17 protein-coding genes and 2 pseudogenes are annotated in these 18,429 nt (G+C 60.3%); 12 read left to right on the top strand and 7 right to left on the bottom strand.

Annotation, left to right across the window (positions count from 1 at the left end; genetic code table 11):
* Positions 1 to 21 precede the first annotated feature (21 nt).
* On the bottom strand, positions 22 to 1,506 hold the full coding sequence (locus tag BFR47_RS04885) for a Na+/H+ antiporter NhaC family protein (RefSeq protein WP_071472021.1): 1,485 nt from the start codon (positions 1,504 to 1,506) through the stop codon (positions 22 to 24).
* A gap of 153 nt (positions 1,507 to 1,659) precedes the next feature.
* Positions 1,660 to 3,054 (bottom strand): glutamine synthetase family protein, encoded by a 1,395-nt coding sequence (locus BFR47_RS04880; RefSeq protein ID WP_245748800.1) that lies wholly within the window; start codon positions 3,052 to 3,054, stop codon positions 1,660 to 1,662.
* Between the two features lie 205 nt (positions 3,055 to 3,259).
* Between BFR47_RS04880 and puuD the strand changes: the two genes are divergently transcribed.
* The 4 genes and pseudogenes from puuD (at position 3,260) to BFR47_RS19285 (ending at position 7,375) form a co-directional block, all read left to right on the top strand.
* Positions 3,260 to 4,024: a gamma-glutamyl-gamma-aminobutyrate hydrolase gene (gene puuD, locus BFR47_RS04875; protein WP_071472019.1), complete on the top strand. Its 765-nt coding sequence runs from the start codon at positions 3,260 to 3,262 to the stop codon at positions 4,022 to 4,024.
* Entirely contained in the window at positions 4,021 to 4,587 is a 567-nt protein-coding gene (gene puuR / locus BFR47_RS04870) for an HTH-type transcriptional regulator PuuR (RefSeq protein WP_071472018.1), read from the top strand. Before puuD ends, puuR begins: the two co-directional genes overlap by 4 nt.
* Positions 4,588 to 4,606: 19 nt before the next feature.
* Complete coding sequence (gene puuC, locus BFR47_RS04865) at positions 4,607 to 6,091, top strand: aldehyde dehydrogenase PuuC (RefSeq protein ID WP_071472017.1); 1,485 nt, start codon at positions 4,607 to 4,609, stop codon at positions 6,089 to 6,091.
* Positions 6,092 to 6,101: 10 nt separating this feature from the next.
* Positions 6,102 to 7,375, top strand: a pseudogene (locus BFR47_RS19285) (NAD(P)/FAD-dependent oxidoreductase).
* A gap of 57 nt (positions 7,376 to 7,432) precedes the next feature.
* Here BFR47_RS19285 and BFR47_RS04855 read toward each other — a convergent pair.
* The 3 genes from BFR47_RS04855 to BFR47_RS04845 form a co-directional block, all read right to left on the bottom strand.
* Positions 7,433 to 7,774, bottom strand: a complete 342-nt coding sequence (locus BFR47_RS04855) for a 4a-hydroxytetrahydrobiopterin dehydratase (RefSeq protein ID WP_071472016.1) — start codon at positions 7,772 to 7,774, stop codon at positions 7,433 to 7,435.
* A gap of 101 nt (positions 7,775 to 7,875) precedes the next feature.
* Complete coding sequence (phhA, locus tag BFR47_RS04850) at positions 7,876 to 8,670, bottom strand: phenylalanine 4-monooxygenase (protein WP_071472015.1); 795 nt, start codon at positions 8,668 to 8,670, stop codon at positions 7,876 to 7,878.
* Between the two features lie 171 nt (positions 8,671 to 8,841).
* Complete coding sequence (locus BFR47_RS04845) at positions 8,842 to 9,489, bottom strand: isochorismatase family protein (RefSeq protein WP_071472014.1); 648 nt, start codon at positions 9,487 to 9,489, stop codon at positions 8,842 to 8,844.
* 144 nt (positions 9,490 to 9,633) lie between these two features.
* Here BFR47_RS04845 and BFR47_RS04840 point away from each other — a divergent pair, with 144 nt between their 5' ends.
* The 6 genes and pseudogenes from BFR47_RS04840 to BFR47_RS04815 all read left to right on the top strand — a co-directional run bounded on the left by BFR47_RS04840 (position 9,634) and on the right by BFR47_RS04815 (position 14,447).
* A complete protein-coding gene (locus tag BFR47_RS04840) occupies positions 9,634 to 9,975 on the top strand; it encodes a DUF2750 domain-containing protein (protein ID WP_071472013.1) in 342 nt (113 codons plus the stop codon).
* Positions 9,976 to 10,122: 147 nt separating this feature from the next.
* Positions 10,123 to 11,226, top strand: coding sequence for a cell division protein ZapE (zapE, locus tag BFR47_RS04835; RefSeq protein ID WP_071472012.1), 1,104 nt, complete (start codon positions 10,123 to 10,125; stop codon positions 11,224 to 11,226).
* 186 nt (positions 11,227 to 11,412) lie between these two features.
* Positions 11,413 to 12,161 (top strand): annotated as a pseudogene (locus BFR47_RS04830) (NAD(P)H-dependent oxidoreductase).
* 126 nt (positions 12,162 to 12,287) lie between these two features.
* Entirely contained in the window at positions 12,288 to 12,602 is a 315-nt protein-coding gene (locus tag BFR47_RS04825) for a putative quinol monooxygenase (protein WP_071472011.1), read from the top strand.
* A gap of 126 nt (positions 12,603 to 12,728) precedes the next feature.
* Positions 12,729 to 12,905: a hypothetical protein gene (locus tag BFR47_RS17945; RefSeq protein ID WP_175514061.1), complete on the top strand. Its 177-nt coding sequence runs from the start codon at positions 12,729 to 12,731 to the stop codon at positions 12,903 to 12,905.
* A gap of 252 nt (positions 12,906 to 13,157) precedes the next feature.
* Positions 13,158 to 14,447 (top strand): MATE family efflux transporter, encoded by a 1,290-nt coding sequence (locus tag BFR47_RS04815; protein WP_245748799.1) that lies wholly within the window; start codon positions 13,158 to 13,160, stop codon positions 14,445 to 14,447.
* Between the two features lie 106 nt (positions 14,448 to 14,553).
* Here the strand turns inward: BFR47_RS04815 and BFR47_RS04810 are convergent, their stop codons facing one another.
* Complete coding sequence (locus BFR47_RS04810) at positions 14,554 to 15,486, bottom strand: LysR family transcriptional regulator (protein WP_071472008.1); 933 nt, start codon at positions 15,484 to 15,486, stop codon at positions 14,554 to 14,556.
* Between the two features lie 143 nt (positions 15,487 to 15,629).
* Between BFR47_RS04810 and BFR47_RS04805 the strand changes: the two genes are divergently transcribed.
* Both BFR47_RS04805 and BFR47_RS04800 read left to right on the top strand, forming a co-directional pair.
* A complete protein-coding gene (locus BFR47_RS04805; RefSeq protein ID WP_217645451.1) occupies positions 15,630 to 16,457 on the top strand; it encodes a nuclear transport factor 2 family protein in 828 nt (275 codons plus the stop codon).
* Between the two features lie 51 nt (positions 16,458 to 16,508).
* Positions 16,509 to 17,348, top strand: a complete 840-nt coding sequence (locus BFR47_RS04800; protein ID WP_217645450.1) for an SDR family oxidoreductase — start codon at positions 16,509 to 16,511, stop codon at positions 17,346 to 17,348.
* A 109-nt stretch (positions 17,349 to 17,457) separates the two neighbouring features.
* Here the strand turns inward: BFR47_RS04800 and BFR47_RS04795 are convergent, their stop codons facing one another.
* Positions 17,458 to 18,354 carry a DMT family transporter gene (locus tag BFR47_RS04795; protein ID WP_217645449.1) on the bottom strand — a complete coding sequence of 299 codons (897 nt, stop codon included), beginning with the start codon at positions 18,352 to 18,354 and terminating at the stop codon, positions 17,458 to 17,460.
* Positions 18,355 to 18,429: the final 75 nt, after the last annotated feature.

Genomic DNA, 18,429 nt, shown 5'->3' with positions numbered 1-18,429 from the left:
CTGAGGCAGGGTGGTACCGGATTACACCAGCCAGAAGCCGGCGGCCAGCAGGGCGGCCAGGGTCAGTACCCCACCAATCAGCGCATAGGGCAGCTGGGTCATGGCGTGATCCATGGTGTCGCAGCCGGCGCCCTGAGCGGACAGCACCGTCGAGTCACTGAAGAAGCAGGCGTGGCTGCCGAAGGCCGAGGCCGACAGCAGGGCACCCACCACCAGCGGCATGGGCACATCCATGGACTGGGCCAGGGGCACCACTATCGGCAGCGAAATCACGAACACGCCCCAGCTGGAGGCGGTGCTGAACACCACGACGGCCATCACCAGAAACACCACCGCAGGCAGCAGCGCCGGGGTGAGGATGGGGGTGACGGTATCGATGATGTAGCCGGTCATGCCCAGCTGATCGTTCACTTCCTTCAGAATGAAGCCGGCGCAGACGGTGGCCAGCGGATACAGCATCACCTTGAAGCCATCGAGGGTGGCGTCTACCTGATCCTTGAACGACAGCAGTTGCTGTACCGAATACAGCAGCATGGTAAAGCCCAGCGCCACCAGCACGCCCTTGAGCAGGTCAATCTCGTAATAGACGCTGGCGAACACCAGTACCAGCATCGGCAGCAGGAAATTCAGCAGTCCCAGCCAGGCGGGAACGGCCTTGTCGGAAACCTGCTCCTGGGGGTCTTCCCAGCCATCGGGTACCGGCTGACCGGCCCGGGCACGGGCTTCGGCTTTTTTCATGGCGCCGAGATCGGGCAGGCGGTTGGCCGCCACCAGAGCCACCACCAGCAGGGCGGCCCAGCCATAAAGCATGTAGGGAATACTGTCGATATAGAGTGACATGCCCTTGCCGCCTTCGGTGGCTCCGGCGTCTTCCAGCAGCGAGGCGAAGAACACCGCCCAGGTGGATACCGGCACCAGAATACAGATGGGGGCGGCGGTGGAGTCGACGATATAGGCCAGCTTTTCCCGCGAGATTTTATAGGTGTCGGTGATCTTCTTCATCGAAGAGGAGACGGCGAGGGAGTTGAGGTAGTCGTCGATAAAGACCACCAGCCCCAGGCCCACGGTGCCGAGCATGGCGCCCCTGGGCGATTTGATGATACGGGTCATGAAGTTGCCGAAGCTGAATACGCCGCCACCCCGGGCCAGCAGGTTGATGAGCCCGCCCATGATGCCGCACACCAGGATCAGCCAGGCGATGGTTTCATCCATCATCACCGCCAGGGTCACATCCGCCAGCGGGGTCACCAGATCGGTGGGGTCGATCAGCAGCAGGCCCAGCAGGCTGCCCGCCAGCAGCGATTCCACCGTCTTGCGGGTGAGTACCGCCATGGTGATCACCAGCGCCGCCGGCAACAGGCTGAGGGCGCCGTAACCGTTGCTGGTATCAACGGTAAAGCCCAGCCAGGCGAAGCCGAGCGCCGCTATCAGGGTCACCGCCAGGCCGCGCCACAGCGGCGGCCATTTGCCAGTGGGTTCGAGTACCAGAGTATTGTCTTGTTGCATGGATAGTTTCCTTGGTCGAGGGTCCGGCTGTGGCGCCGGTCATGTCCCTATGGTTTGCCTCGGGCGGCCCGGGCCGCCTCTCGGTATCCCGGCGTCGTGATTCAGCTCCAGATAGACAGGATCACGACGCCGGAAATCGGTGCCAATGCCGGTTCAGGCATTCTTCAGCATCCATTCCAGCTCGATATCGGAGATCTGGCGTTCGAACGCCAGCAGTTCATCGTATTTGCAGATGCGGTAGACCTCGAGAAAGTCCTCGCCCAGATAACGCTTGAGCGGCTCGCTCTCGGCCAGTGCCTGCAGCGCCTCGCTCTGGCGGGTCGGGAAAGGCAGCCCGTCCTGCTCCAGACCATTGCCCACCACCGGCTCGGGCAGCGGCAGTTCGTTATCCAGACCGTGCAGCAGGCCGGCAAGAATAGTTGCCATCACCAGATAGGGATTGGCGTCGGCGCCGGCTACCCGGTATTCGATGCGGCGGGCGTCTTCGTCCCCGCAGGGAATGCGCAGTGCGACGGTTCTGTTGTTATGCCCCCAGGAAGCCTGGGTCGGCACATACATGCCCGGCTGAAAACGGCGGAAGGAGTTCATGTTGGGAGCCAGCAGGGCGATGCTGTCCGGCATCAGTTGCAGCATGCCGGACAGTGCCCGGTGCAGCAGCGGTGAATCATCGCCCTTGGCATCGGCAAAGAGATTGTTGCCTTCATCATCGACCACGCTGATATGAACGTGCAGGCCGCTGCCGGCGTGTTCCTCATAGGGTTTGGCCATGAAGGTGGCGTCCATTTCATGCTGTTCGGCCACCAGCTTGATCAGCCGCTTCAGCGCCAGGGCCTGATCGCAGGCGGCCAGCACATTGTCGGTATGATTGAGGTTGATCTCGAACTGGCCCGGTGCCGCTTCGGCCACGGCGCCGTCGGCGGGCAGTCCCTGCTGTATCGCCAGGCTGTCGATGTCGGCCAGGATGTCGGCGAAATTGTTGAGGTTGTCCACCGAATAGACCTGGCTGTAGGTATCCCGCTTGTGGGTCAGGGGGGAGCAGGGCGGTTGCAGCTGGCCGGCTTCGTCCCGCTCCCTGTCCACCAGATAAAACTCCACCTCCAGTGCCACCACCGGCGTCAGGCCGCGGGCCTTGACCTGCTCCCATACCCGGGCCAGCACGTTGCGGGGTTCGAGCGGGAAGGGTTGTTCGTCTTCCGTCTCCATGGTCAGCAGCAGCTGGGCCACGGTCTGGGGATCGCTGGCCGAGGGGACCAGGGTGTCATCAATGGGGAAGCAGGGCAGATCCGGCTCGCCGATGTCCTGGCCAACACCGGTTTCTTCCACCACATTGCCGCGAAAATCCATCGCAAAAACCGAGCCGGGGAAGAAGCAGCCCGCCTCCAGCTTGTCGAGGGCGCTCACCGGCAGCCGCTTGCCGCGGAAGATGCCGTTCAAATCGGTGAGCAGCACGTCTACATACTGGGTATCCGGATACTGGGCCAGATAGTCGGCCACTTCCTGTTCAAAGGTGCTCGGCGTGGAAGCCGGGACCGGGGACAAAGGTTTCAATATTTCTGCTTGCATGATTGCACCGCCATGTGACCGTTAATAATACTTACCATCAAAAACATATGTTCGTTTAATTTCTTTTGCAAGTGTTAAATATTATTGAGCATTAAATTAACGTGTGCTAGCTTTTTGGCATATATTTGACGTTTAACGGTCTGTTTACGATGAATGTTCAAAATTTAGAACACAGGGCGAGGTAAATGGGATGGTTGATATTTTTAACAAACCGGTAGTCGGCGTCATCATGTGCCGACAGCAGCTGGGACCTCATCCGGCGATGACCTTGCAGGAAAAATACCTCAAGGCGCTGCTGGAGGCGGGAGCGCTGCCGTTTCCGCTGGCCCATGGACTGGTCGAGGACGAGCAATGCCTGACCCAGGCTCTGGATCTGTGCGACGGCCTGCTGCTGACCGGCAGCTACAGCAACATGGAACCCCATCATTACGGGGAAACCGGCGAGGAGCCTCATACCGATCCGGGCCGGGATCGGCTCAGCCTGCAATTGATTGCGGTGGCCCGAGCACGCCAGTTGCCGCTGCTGGGTATCTGTCGCGGTTTTCAGGAAATGGTGGTGGCCAGCGGCGGCAGCCTGCATCGCCGGCTGCATGAAACCGGTCTGTTCGAGGAGCACCGGGAAGACAAGAACCTGACCCTGGCCGAGCAGTATGCTCCCGCCCACAACCTGGTGCCGCAGGCGGGTGGCCTGCTGAGCCGGCTGGTCGGAACCGAAGTACAGCGCGTGAATTCGCTGCATATGCAGGGCACCCGAGCGGTGGGTGACGGCGCCCGGATCGAAGCCACGGCGCCCGACGGTCTGGTGGAAGCCATCAGCCTGCTCGACCATCCTTTCGCACTGGGAGTGCAATGGCACCCGGAATGGCAGAGTCGCGACAATCATCTGTCGCGCGCCCTGTTCGACGGTTTTATCCAGGCCTGTCGTCACTATCGCGCCAGCCAGGGTGAAATATGAGCGCGGCATTCGACGCGGATCTGGCCCCGGGGCAACGGCTGGCCCAGCTGCGGCAGACGCAGGGGCTGAGCCAGCGCAAGGTCGCCGAGTTGTCGGGCCTGACTCACAGCGCCATCAGCACCATAGAGCAGAACAAGGTCAGCCCGGCGGTCAGCACCCTGCAGAAACTGCTGAAAGTGTATGGGCTGTCCCTGTCGGAATTTTTTGCCGAGCCGGTGCCTCCCAAACGCAACAAGGTGGTGATCAACCCGGAAGAGCTGCTTGAAATCGGCAGCCAGGGGGTGTCATTCAAGCTGGTGCACAACGGCAACCGCAAGCGGGCGCTGGGCTTTTTGATTGAAAGCTACGCCCCCGGCACCAGTACCGGCGGTAACCTCAAGCATCAGGGCGAAGAGGTCGGCACCGTGCTGGAGGGAGAAATCGAGCTGACGGTGGATGGAGAATGTTATTCGTTGCGGGCCGGGCAGAGCTACGTGATTGATACCGGGCTGCCCCATACCTTTACCAATATCTCTGACCGGGAGTGCCGCATCATCAGCGCTCATACCCCGGCCAACCTGTAAACAGAACACGGAGAGCAACATGGAATACAGAAGCAAGGAACACTGGCAGGCACAGGCACAAGCGTTGGTCATAGAGCATCGGTTGTTTATTGCCGGAGAATATCGGGACGCCCTGGGCGGAGAGACCTTCAGCCGCATCAATCCGGCGACCGAGCAGTCGCTGGCCGAGGTCAGCCGTGCTCAGGAGGCGGATGTGGACGCCGCCGTGGCGGTGGCCCGCAGCAGCTTCGAGTCCGGTATCTGGTCCGAGGCGGCGCCGAGCCGGCGCAAGGCGGTGCTGCTGCGTCTGGCCGAGCTGATGGAGCAACACCGGGAAGAGCTGGCGCTGCTCGAAACCCTGGACACCGGCAAGCCGATTCGCCACAGCCTGCGCGATGATATTCCCGGTGCCGCCCGCGCCATTCGCTGGTATGCGGAGGCGGTGGACAAGGTCTACGGCGAAATCGCACCGACCGACGCCAGCGCCCTGGCGCTGATCAGCCGCGAGCCCATTGGCGTGGTGGCGGCCATCGTGCCCTGGAACTTCCCGCTGTTGCTGGCTTGCTGGAAGCTGGGCCCGGCGCTGGCGGCGGGTAACTCGGTTATCCTCAAGCCTTCCGAAAAATCGCCGCTCACCGCCATTCGGCTCGCCGCCCTGGCCAGGGAAGCCGGCCTGCCCGACGGGGTGCTGAATGTGCTGCCCGGCCTGGGACACGAGGCGGGAAAGGCACTGGCACTGCATCAGGATGTGGACTGCCTGACCTTTACCGGATCCACCGGGGTGGGGCGGCTGCTGATGGAATACGCCGGTCGCTCCAACATGAAACGCATCTGGCTCGAAGCCGGCGGCAAGAGTGCCAACCTGGTGTTCGCGGACTGCCCGGATCTGGTCAAGGCTGCCCAGGCATCCGCCGCCGGCATCTTCTACAACCAGGGGCAGGTGTGCATCGCCGGTACCCGGCTGCTGGTGGAAGAGAGCATCAAGGATGCCTTCATGGCGGAACTGAAGAAGGCCGCCGAGGCGTTCAAGCCGATGGATCCGCTCGATCCGGAGTCCACCATGGGCACCCTGATCGACAACGATCATCACGGCAGCGTATGCCGTTACATCACCGAAGGGCTGGAGGAGGGGGCGGTGCTGACCCTCGACGGTCGCGACCAGAGCGGCAACTTCATGGGACCGACGGTTCTGGAGCAGGTGAACCCGCACATGACGGTGGCGAAGGAAGAAATTTTCGGCCCGGTGCTGGCGGTGACCAGCTTTACCGACGAGGAAGAAGCGGTGCGTCTGGCCAACGACAGCCAGTATGGCCTGGGTGCCGGGGTCTGGACCTCGGATCTGCGCCGGGCCCACCGGCTGGCGCGCAGGCTCAAGGCCGGCTCGGTGTTCATCAACAACTACAACGACGGCGACATGACGGTGCCCTTCGGCGGCGTCAAGCAGAGTGGCAACGGCCGGGACAAGTCATTGCATGCGCTGGAAAAATTCACCGAACTCAAAACCACCTGGCTGGCGCTGGATTAAGGAGACGACGATGCAACATGTGAACAGCTATTACGCCGCCTCGGCCAACGAGCATGCGCCCTGGCCGCAACTGAACGACAATATCCGCTGCGATGTCTGCGTGGTCGGTGGTGGCTATACCGGGCTGTCCACCGCCCTGTTTCTGGTGGAAGCCGGCTTCGACGTGGTGCTGCTGGAGGCCAGCCGCATCGGTTTCGGCGCCAGCGGCCGCAACGGGGGCCAAATCGTCAATTCCTACAGCCGGGACATCGGGGTGATCGAGTCCCGCTACGGTCAGGACACCGCCCGCATGCTGGGCAGCATGATGTTCGAGGGGGGCGACATCATTCGCAGCCGCATCGAGCAGTACCAGATTGACTGCGACTATCGTCCCGGCGGTATCTTTGCCGCCCTCAACAAGCGACAGCTGGCTGAGCTGCGCGCGCAGAAGGCCGACTGGGAACGTTACGGTCACCAGCAGCTGGAGGAGCTCGATGCCGGTCAGATCCGCCAGGAGGTCGAGACCGAGGCCTATGTCGGCGCGCTGCTCGACCACCGAGGCGGCCATATTCATCCGCTCAATCTGGCGCTGGGCGAAGCCGAGCCATTCGCAAGCTCGGCGGGCGTATCTTCGAGCAGTCGGCGGTCACCGACATCCAGCATGGGGATCCGGCGACGGTGGTGACCGACAAGGGCCGGGTGGAAGCCAATTTCGTGGTGATGGCGGGTAATGCCTACCTCGGTAATCTGGAGCCCCGGCTGGCGGCCAAGGCCATGCCCTGCGGCACCCAGGTGATCACCACCGAACCCCTGAGCGAGGCGCAGGCGTCGCGGCTGATCCCCAACAATTACTGTGTGGAAGACTGCAACTATCTGCTGGATTACTTCCGCCTCACCGGCGATCGTCGGCTGATTTACGGCGGTGGTGTGGTCTATGGAGCCCGGGATCCGGATGACATCGAGCGGCTGGTGGTGCCCAAGCTGCTGAAAACCTTCCCGCAGCTGAAGGGCGTGAAAATCGATTACCGCTGGAGCGGCAATTTCCTGCTGACCCTGTCGCGCCTGCCCCAGTTCGGGCGGCTGGAGCCCAACGTCTATTACATGCAGGGTTACAGCGGTCATGGGGTGACCTGTACGCATCTGGCGGGTCGGCTGCTGTCGGAAGTGCTCAAGGGCCAGGCCGAGCGGTTTGACGCCTTCGCCAAGCTGCCTCATCTGCCCTTCCTGGGGGGGCGTCGCTTCCAGGTACCGTTCAGCGCCATGGGAGCGGTTTACTACAGCCTGCGCGATAAGCTGGGGGTTTAAGCCCCGGCGACGCTCATGCAAGGCGTGAAGCGAGCTCACTCGCCTCACGCCTCCTCGTCACTCGTGCAGCAACAAGTCGGTGCGTGCCGCCATGATGAAGTCGTTGCGGTGCAGGCCATGGATGGCGTGGGTCCACCAGGTGACGGTGACCTTGCCCCATTCCAGGGTGATGGTGGGGTGATGAAACTCGCTTTCCGCCAGCTCGGCCACCTTGTCGGCGAAGGCCCAGGCCAGCTTGAAGTTCCTGAAGGTGTATTCCCGTTCCAGCTGCAGTACCCCGTCCCGGGCCATCGGCGTCCAGTCCGGCAGTACCTTCATCAGCTCGGCCAGCTCGGCGTCGCTGACCCTGGGGGCATCGGCCCGGCAGGCCTCGCAGTGTTGTTGGGCAAGTTCGGTCATGTTCACTCCTTCAGGTCTTGCAGTGTTATTGGGCTAGTTCGATCACGTTCATGCATTCAGGGTTCTCGGTGTTGCTGGGCAGTTCGATCATGTTTATTCATTTAACCGGCCTGTTGTTTGGCGGGGAAAGTCGGGGCAAAGAGCCCCAGGCGGCGGGCTTTCTGCACCGCGGCCATGATGTCCATTTCGGCGATGGCAAAGAGATCGTCGATGGAGTCGAGTACATAATAGATGGGTTGCATGATATCGATGCGATAGGGAGTACGCAGCACATCCAGAATATCGAAGGGACGAAACTCGGGCTGGCCCGACTCGAACACATGACGGGTCTCTCCCGGTGACGACAGGATGCCGCCGCCGTAGATACGGCGCCCGTGCGGGGTGTTGAGCAAACCAAACTCCACGGTAAACCAGTATAACCGGGCCAGAAACCCCCGATCTTTGGGGCTGGCGTCGCGGCCAAGCTGGCCGTAGGTATGGGTAAAGCGGGCGAAGGCCGGGTTGGTGAGCAGGGCACAGTGGCCGAACAGCTCGTGAAAGATATCCGGCTCCTGCAGGTAGTCGAGCTCTTCCCGGCTGCGAATAAAGGTGGCCACCGGAAAGCGCCGGTTGGCCAGCAATTCGAAGAAGCGGTCGAAGGAAATCAGTGCCGGTACCCGACCGACCTGCCAGCCGGTGGCGGGTTCCAGTACCCGGTTGATGTCACCGAGCTGGGGAATACGGTCCTGTGGCAGTGTCAGCCGGGTCAGCCCCGCCATGTATTCGTCACAGGCCCGGCCTTTCACGCACGCCAGCTGGCGCTCGATCAGGGTCTGCCATATGGCATTTTCTTCATCGCTGTAACGGATAATGCCGTCCGAGTCCGGTTTGCGGGCCACATATCGGGTCGCGTTCATCTGGCGTTCCCACCTCTCAATCAGTCTCAGTCTCTAATGTAGAGAGATGGCCGATGATTGAGAAGGACGATGCCGGCACCGACTTTACAGTGGTTGTAACCATAACTTTACAGCGCGAGGCGATGGCACCGCGCTCAGGTCAGGCTTGAACACCCGCACCGGCTCAGGGGTTCAGTCATCATTCTGCTCCAGCTGGGCACTGTCGTGCACGAAGTGGGCACCGCGCTGTATCATCTCGGCTATGGCATGGCGGCTGCTTTCATCGGCCACGCCGCGGGTGGCGGAGCGATTGACCACCACCTCGAAGCCGGCATCCAGCAATTGCAGCACGGTGTGGTGTACGCTGTAGTCGGTGGACAGGCCGCCGACCAGCACGGTGCCGACTTGCTGGCTGCGCAGGTATTCGATGATGCCGGTGCTCTGGCGTTGGGTCAGATCGTGATAGCAGGCCCCGTAGGGGTGCATGTCTGGCTCCACCCCTTTCCACACGAAAAAGTCATAGTCGGCCGGGTGGGGCAGGCCCTGCAGCAGTTCGAAGCCTTTGGTGCCGGGCACCGCATGGCGGGGCCAGCGGAGATCCATGTTGGCGCCGGCGATCGGGGTGAACGGTGGCTGCTGCTCGTTGCTGACCCACAGGGCCTGTGGCGAGTGGGCATCCTTGGAGCCGAGACGGTAGGCGGCAAAGGCCGCCTGGCGGTTGAGCTCCTCGGCAATGGCTTCGCCGTCGGGCACCGGCAGCTCGTCCGAACAGGTCGGGGTAAAGGTATATTGCGCATCGACATCCAGGCTGGCAACCCGGTTTTTGGCTGGTAATTTCATACGCCACCTCCTGTTTCAAGTGTGAACCCTGAGCCCGGGAATGACACTGTTTTAGTGCTGTTTTTGATTGAGTCTAGGGGGGATTTGGTTCAGTATCGCCCCATCAGGGGTAACTTCCCCATTATCAGCCCAAAGGTGAACAACATGAGCGATAGCCACCAGCAAAGTTACCAGCGTTTTCTCGATGAAGTAAAAGCCAACCGGGTGATGTGGGGGCTGCGCTTCGGCGATGAGTGGGTTGTTTGTGACTCTTCCGAGTTCGAAGATACCGAAGTCATGCCGGTGTGGTCTACCGAGCAGGAAGCCAAGGTACAGTGCGTGGACGAATGGGCAGAGTACGAACCCTTCGAAATCACCCTGGCCGAGTTTCTCGAAATCTGGGTGGAAGACATGTCCGAAGACGGCGTGCGCATCGGCCCCAACTGGGATGCGGAGCTGGACGGCATCGAACTGGACGTGCTGGAGCTGGTGAAAGCGCTGGCGTAACTGAATTTATCTGTCATTAAAAGCCTGTCCGCCTCTGGCCGGACAGGCTTTTTTATTTTCATCATCACAGATTGCCTGTTCTGCGGTGTTACTTCGCTGTGGTACATGGCCTAATGATCCTATGCGCCCTTGTTGATAGACGAGTTCATGTCACCCCCGTCTCCTTATGCCGCTTACCAGCAGGCGATTGAATCCGGTTTTAAAGATGATGCTGCCCAGCGCCAGGCCTGCGAATGGCTGGAGCGTTGTTATCGGTGCCTGCACGCCGGTGAGCCGTCTGTCGAGGGCGTTTATCTGTGGGGGCCGGTGGGGCGGGGCAAGACCTGGCTGATGGACCACTTCTATCAGAGTCTGACGGTGCCGGCGCGGCGGTTGCACTTTCATCACTTCATGCGCTGGGTACACAAGCGGCTGTTTCAGCTCACCGGACAGGAAGATCCGCTGGCTCTGCTGGCCCGGGAACTGTCCGCCGAGATCAGGGTGCTGTGCCTGGACGAGCTGTTTGTCAGCGATATCGGCGATGCCATGCTGCTGGGCCGCCTGTTGCAGCAGTTGTTCGGTCAGGGGCTGGTGCTGGTCACCACTTCCAACCAGCCGCCCGGCGCACTCTATGCGGAAGGCTTTAATCGCGAACGTTTTCTGCCCGCTGTGGCGGCGATGAATCGCCATATGCAGGTGGTGAGGGTGGATGGTGGTGAGGATCACCGGCTGCATCCGGGGCAATGTCGGCAACGCTATTGGGTGAACCAGCCGCAGGCGCTGGCGGCGGTGTTTGCCGGGCTGTCGACGGGGGAAGATCATGCCGAGCCGCTGCGGCTGGGACATCGCCGGATAAGGGTGATGCGACGCAGTCAGAATGTGCTCTGGTGCCGTTATCAGGACCTGTGCGAGCAGCCTCTGGCGGCGCCGGACTTTATCGAGCTGTGTGATGGCGTCCGTCATGTTCTGTTGAGTGAAGTGCCCATGCTGGCGGGCACGTCGCAGCAAGCCCCCATTGCCCGAGGCACCGAGGACGGCGTCAAGCAGGTGGTGGCCGGGGAGCGCCAGCTACCGGTGCTGTCGCGTCAGGACGACGGTGTTCGCCGTTTTATTGCCTTGGTCGATGAGTGTTATGACAGAGGGATACCGCTTTATCTTGAAGCGGCGGTACCGCTGAACGAACTATATTCCCAAGGCGCGCTGGCCTTTCCCTTTCGGCGCACCCTGAGCCGGTTGCAGGAAATGCAGCTACAGCGATTCGGTGGCCGCTGAATAGGGTATGGCCCCCAAGGTAGAACGTGACGGCAGTCTGCTCGACGAGAGCGGTACCCTCCGCCTGCAACGCCAATAAGCCCTGGCTCTGTACCGGGCACAAGCGGTGCGAATATCACCATTATCCTGAAAAACGGAATAATGTTTTTAGTATTTGCCCGATAGTTCCGGGAAACGGAGCTTGGTATGGTGTGGCCCATCAAACGAGGAGCCCACACCATGACCAACCAAACAGACACCGCTGTCGCCACTGCCGATATCCAGGAGCAGATCCTTCAGGCCTTCAATTTCCGTCACGCCACCAAGGTTTTCGACCCCGATCGCAAGATAGATGACGGCGAGTTCAATACCATCCTCGAGTCGGCCCGCCTGTCGCCGAGCTCGTTCGGCATGGAGCCTGGCAGCTGCTGATCGTGCAAAGCCCGGAAAAACGCGAGCTGTTCCGCGATTTCACCTGGGGAGCCAACGGCGTCTTCAACGGCACCGCCGGCCAGCTGGGTACCGCCAGTCATTTTGCCATTTTCCTCGCCCATACCGGCGCCACCATGACCCATCATTCGGACTACCTGCAGAAGCACATGAAAGAGGTGAAGCAGCTTCCGGATGAGGTGATTGCGTTTATCAACAGCGCCTACCAGAAGTTTCAGGAACAGGACTTCGGCATCGAAGGCGACCGTCAGATCGCCGACTGGTCTGCACGCCAGGCCTACATTGCGCTGGCCAACATGATGACCGCCGCCGCCTTCATGGGCATCGATTCCTGCCCGATCGAAGGGTTCGAGATGGACAAGACCAGCGCGGTGCTGGAGCAGCATTTCGGTATTGATCCGGCCATCTATCAGCCGGCAGTGATGGTCGCCTTTGGTTACCGTGCCGATGCGCCCGCGTTCCCCAAGACCCGCCGCGGGCTGGATCAGCTGGTGACCTGGGCCTGATTTCGGCCCGACGCTGACACCTCGCTCCCGGCATCCAGGCCGGGGGCCCAATAAAGCTTCACATCGCCGCAGTGAGCGCGGCCATATCATCGGCAAGACCGCCGTCAACCATTGAGGAGAAGACAGATGGGATCCCCCATTCGCATGATCGTGACCCTGAAGGCCTCGCCAGAGGCCAAAGACAACGTCAGGGCCGCGATGCAACAACTGGTGCCGCCAACCCGGGCCGAAGCGGGCTGCCTGCAGTACGACTTCTACGAGATTGATCCCGAGGCTGCCGGCGGTGTGGCCAACACCGGCGGCGACTTCGTGGTGATTGAAGGCTGGCGCGACCAGGCGGGCCACCAGGCGCACGTTGAGTCGGACCATTTCCAGGCATTCATCACCGCCTTCGGCGCCGACGAGGTGCAGTTGTCGGTCCAGGTACTGCAAGACGCCTGACCCGGAAATAACATTCAAAATAACTGACAGTATTAGTCAGGTATTGTTGATTAAAAAATGATGAAGCCCCGAATATCATGACGGGGTAGCAACAATGACTGTTAACAACATTGAGAGAGAATGACCATGACTACTAAATTTCTTCCCGCCATTGCCCTGCTGTCCCTGTTCGCCGTCGGCGGCGTACAAGCTGCCGAGCTGCAGTCCAGCCAAAATCCTGCCCGCATGACCCTGCAGAGTGACAGCGATGGCATCGACCGTCTCGAGAAGCGAATGAGAGAGCTGCGCGAGGCTCGGGGCTGATACCGGCCGGGTGCCGGCAACGAGCCAGCAGAAACACAAAATGCACCTGAACAGGTGCATTTTTAATGAATGGCAGTCGATGGCACCGGTGATCGGCAAGGCCAGTGAGGGGGCCGGCGGTCTTTAAGAATTCAGCCACTTCTCACCCACAATCTGAACCAGATATCACGTTCCCTGAACCCGTACGATAGGTAATCAATGAGTCAACATAGCGAGTCTCTCGGCAGACAGTTATTCCGAAAGACATGGCCAATGCTGATTGGCGTGCTGGCACTAATGAGCAGCCAGCTGGTGGACAGTGCCTACATCGGCCAGCTGGGCACTCAGCCCCTGGCGGCGGTCGGCTTCACCATTCCGGTGTATCAGCTCATCATCGGTATACAGGTCGGCTTGGGCATCGCCACCACGACGGTGATTTCCACCGCCCTGGGGGCCGGAAGAAACCGCTATGCCAGACAACTCGGTACCCTGGTGCTTGCCAGCGGTTTTGTGCTTGTTGCCCTGCTTTGTCTGCTGATCTGGGCTGCTCAGCAGTCCATCATTTTCACCCTGGGCGCAAGTGAGGAACTCTATCCTCTGGTACGTGAATACTGGTTACCCTGGCTGGTTAGTTGCTGGCTGGGCGCCATGCTGTATTTCGGCTACAGCCTTTTTCGGGCTCATGGCGAAACATGGCTGCCGGGTATGGTGATGGTACTGACCAGCCTGCTCAATGTGGTGCTGGATCCGGTGTTTATTTTTGTCCTCGATATGGGCCTGGCCGGTGCGGCCTGGGCAACCATCTGTGCCTTTGGGGTGGGGTGTATCATCATCTTCGCCAGTATGCCGAGAAAGCGTCTGATCGGCTGGCCGGACAATACCGCCGGTATGGTCGCAGGATTAAGATGCCTGATGTCATTCATGGCGCCGTCCATGCTGAGTCAGTTTATTCCTCCCGTTTCAGCCATGGTCGCGACCGTCATCGTGGCGGTGAATGGAGAGCATGCCGTGGCCGCCTGGGGCCTGGGTAGCCGTATCGAACTGCTTTCCATCATTGCTGCCTTGTCGCTGACCATGGCGATGCCCCCGATGATTGGCAGGCTGCGCGGCAGCAATGATATCGAGCAGGTCCGGCAACTGGTCAGGAAAGCGGTCGGGTTTGTGGTTGTCTGGCAGCTGACGCTGGCCGTCATTGTCGCCTCCATTTCAGCACCACTGAGTGGGCTGTTGACCAGTGACGAGATGACGGCGGCTATTCTCGGTGAATATCTGTGGATCGTGCCTGTCAGCTACGGCGCACTGGGAGTCTGCATGATCATGGTGTCCGTTTGCAGCGCCATGGGCATGCCCAGGCTGGCACTGGCTATTTCGGCATTACGCCTGCTGGGGTGCTATCTCCCTCTGCTCTGGGCTGGCTCCGAGCTGTATGGCCTGAACGGACTGTTTTTCGGGGCCATGTCGGGGAACTTTCTGGCCAGTTTCATGAGCTGGAATATGTATAAAAAATACTGCATTCGGGTCGATTCGGGTTATACCAGATCGGCCAGACAAGTAACCATATAATCATTGTCTCCAGACGAGACTATTCTGAAAGGCCGGTCTCGTCTGACGAAGCCTGCTCCCGGGGGAAGAGAGTTCGTCACCGGCGGACCTGTACCGCGACTTGCGGTCATATTGTCCCGCCGTTGTTGGTGATGTCCTGATGCGGTGCCGTGGTATCACAGTATTCCGGCTGCCATTTCTCGGCCAGAAAATCGATGAAAGAGCGGACTACTGGCGTCTGGTAGCTACGGGACAGATAGACCGCCCAGAGCGCATTGCCCGGCAGGTGGTACTCCGCCAACAGTGGCACCAGCACCCCCTGTTTCAGCAGGGGGTTGGCCAGATCACAGGGCAGTCTTGATACGCCCTGGTGATGCAGCGTCGCCAGACGGATAATATTCATGTCGTTGGCCCTGATGGTGCCATCTACCCTGACGGTTTCGGCACGGTTGTCATGTACGAAGGTCCAGCGGTCGTGGTCCAGGTGCACCAGGCAATTATGTTCGGAGAGATCCTGTGGCGTCCGAATGGGTGGGTGCTGGCCCAGATATTCCGGTGTTGCACATACCACCGAGTCGATTTGTATCAGCGGACGGCCGATCAGGGTTTCGTCTGGTTGCTTCACGAAACGCAGGGCAATATCCAGACGCTCGTCAACCAGCTCGGACAGGCGATCCGATGCTTCAATTTCAATCCGTACCCGGGGGTGTTGAGTGGTAAATAGCTCGACCGCTTCGAGCAACAGATGCTGGGCAAACCCGATGGGAGACGAAATTCTGATCACGCCAACCAGTGAACAGGAGCGCTCCTGTGCCCTCGCTTCCAGTTCGGAGATCTGCAGCAGTATCTGATCGCAACGCGCCAGGGCGTCTGCGCCGGCGTCGGTCAGGCTTACCCTGCGTGTTGTCCTGTGCAGCAGCCGCTGTTCCAGCCAGCTTTCCACCTCCTGCACATGACGTGATACCTGTAGCCGGCTGAGGTTCAGGTGGCCTGCCGCCTTGGTGAAGCTGCCAGTGCGAGCGACTTCAATAAAGCTGCGGATTGCCGTTATCCGATCCATGTTGAATTATTGGTAACTCATATAGATACAATATAGATAAATTTTCGTTATTTATCCCAAAACAGTCAACCAATAACATGACTTCATCATGCGCCTTCGGTCTGCTCGAAGGTTGTTTAACTGGAATGAACGGAGATACACCGATGAAACTGGCTTCACTGGTCCTTGGCGCCATCCTTACAGCCTCTTTTGCTACCCCGGCGGTTTTTGCCGATGAGAGCCCGAAGGCGATTGCATCCCGGGGCATGCAGGCGTTGTTTGTCGATTTCGATGCCACCTCGGCGAGCGAGCTACTGGCTGAGGACTACATTCAGCACAATCCGGCTGTGCCCACCGGTGCCGCGCCACTCATCGGCTTTTTGCCTGCGCTGAAGGACAGTGGCCTGAAGCTGACTACCCGGCGGTTGATTTCCGAAGGTGACTTTGTCGTCGCCCACAATCTGTATGAGAACGCTCAGGCCCTTGGCGGTGAAACCCTGATCGCCTTCGATGTTTTTCGCATCGATAACGGCCGGCTGGCCGAGCATTGGGACAATCTTGCCCCTCTGACCAGGCCGAATCCCTCAGGGCGGACTCAGCTGGACGGCCCGACCGAGGCCGAAGACCTCGACAAAACGGCGGAAAACAAGGCACTGGTTACCGGTTTTGTCGAGACCATTCTGATGCGGGGCGAGGTCGACAGGATCACCGATTTTATTTCGACCGAGACCTATCTGCAGCATAACAGCGGCATTGCCGACGGCCTGGACGGCCTTGGCGCGGCACTGGCGGCCATGGCGGAACAGGGCATTACCATGGCCTATGATGAGCTTCACCTGGTTGTGGCCGAAGGGAGTCTGATCTTTACGGCGTCCGAAGGCACGCTGGGTGAGACATCCACCGCGTTTTTTCGACCTTTTCCGGGTCGAGGATGGCAAGATAGTGGAACACTGGGATGTGGTTTCGCCCATCCCCGCAGAAATGGCTCATGACAACGGCAAGTTCTGAGCCTTCAAATGCCCAGCAAGACAGGAGTAGATACCATGGCTAAACCACGCATTGCCATCACCGGCGCTACGGGTGTGCTGGGTGGTCGAGTCGCCCGCCAGCTCGACGCGCGCGGCGTACCGACCCGCCTGATCGTGCGCGACCCGACTCGCGCACCCAGGCTGAACCATACCGAGGTGGCCGTTGCCAGCTATGTCGACCAGGCGGCGATGATGGCGGCGCTCGAGGGCATCGACATCCTGTTCTTCGTCTCCGGCTTCGAGGCGGCAGATCGGCTCGATCAGCACAAGGCCGCCATCGACGCCTTTGCTGCCGCGGGGGTACAGTATGTGGTCTACACGTCTTTTGTGAATTGCGCCGCGGACTCCATCTTTACCTTCGCTCGTGACCACTATCATACCGAGCAATATATGGAGGCTGCAGGTTTGCCTTTCGCCGCCCTGCGTGACAACTTCTATGCCGACATGGTGCCGCGTCTGGTGACCTATGGTGCCATCCGCGGCCCGGCCGGCAACGGCCGCTTTGCCCCGGTCGCACGCACCGATGTTGCCGATGTCGCCGTCGCCATGCTGACCGATCCAACCAGACCCACCGGGCGGTTCGATGTGACGGGGCCGGAGCTGGTGACCATGTCCGAGGCCGCCGCGCTGTTGTCTGAGATCTCCGGCCAGCAGGTGACCTATATGGAAGAAACCCAGGCGGAGGCCTACGCCTCACGCGCCGGGTTCAAGGCCCCGCAATTCGAGCTGGATGGCTGGGTCAGCAGCTACAGCGGCATCGCGGCCGGCGAGTTCGAGGTGCTGAGCGATACAGTCGAGCGTTTCACCGGCCATCCACCGATGACCCTGAAGGCTTTCCTCGAAAACCAGTGCTGAGTCGGTGCGGGGATGGCCACCGGCCCCGAGCCTCTGCCGTCAGGCGCGTTCAACTGTGGTTAACATGAGGCAAGCATGACGGGGACAGCAGCCGTGCGGGGTACCCCGGTCAGGCTTTTCTGCCCGATTGCAGCAGGCCGACCCCCGCCAGAATGGTGACCATGGCGACCATATCGATGGGAGTGACCGGTTCGCCAATGAGGAACACACCAATCAGCAAGGCCACCACGGGCGGTATGTAGGTGACGCCCGAGGCCACGATGGCACCGAGCCGGTCGACGATGAAGTAATAAAGAATGTAGGCGATACCGGTGCCCAGCAGTCCCAGCCCGACCACCATGGCCAGGGCGGCTCCGGGGTGCGCGAACAGTCGTTGGGTGCCCTGGAGGTCGCTGACCAGCAGCAGTAACAGCAGCGCGAAGCCGGTCTGGTAGGTCGCCAGCGCCAGTGCCGGCAGCCGCAGCGGGCTGACAAACTTGCGTGCGTAGACGAACGACAACCCCACACTCAATGAGCCCAGTACCATATAGAGTACCCCAACAGGATCGATGTCTGCCACGGCACCCTGCCAGGGGCGGGCAATCAGCAATACACCCACAAAGCCCAGCAGGGTGCCTCCGATGGAGCGGCGATTCACCGGTTCGCTGCGCAGAAATGCCAGCGCCGCCAGAAAGGTAAACAGCGGAATGGCGCCACTGAGCATTCCGGCCAGGCTCGACAGCAGCAGGGCGGTGCCCTTGGCGAAGGCGAAGTAGTACAGGGCTGTGGCCAGCAGGGCCATGACCATAAAATGGTGGGCATGACGCAGGTGAGACCAGCTCAGGGAGCGGGTGAACAGGCCAACCAGCAGTATGGGGATGAATCCGAACAGCACCCGCAGCAGGGCCACCTGAGACGGGGAGATCCAGTCGGCCGCCCATTTCATGAAGATGAAGTTGCTGCCCCAGATCACGCCGAGCAGTACGAACGCCATGTAGGCGGCATTTCTTTGTATCAGGCTCATCATTCGCTGGCTACCTCGTGCTTATCCATATTCCACTCCCGAGCTTGTTCAGGCTGACGTTATTGCTCGAGCATGCAG

The sequence above is a fragment of the Oceanisphaera psychrotolerans genome (assembly GCF_001870485.1).
GTDB classification, from domain to species: Bacteria; Pseudomonadota; Gammaproteobacteria; order Enterobacterales; family Aeromonadaceae; genus Oceanimonas; species Oceanimonas psychrotolerans.
The sequence above is the reverse complement of the archived record's forward strand: the minus strand, read 5'-3'. Positions and strand labels throughout refer to the sequence as shown.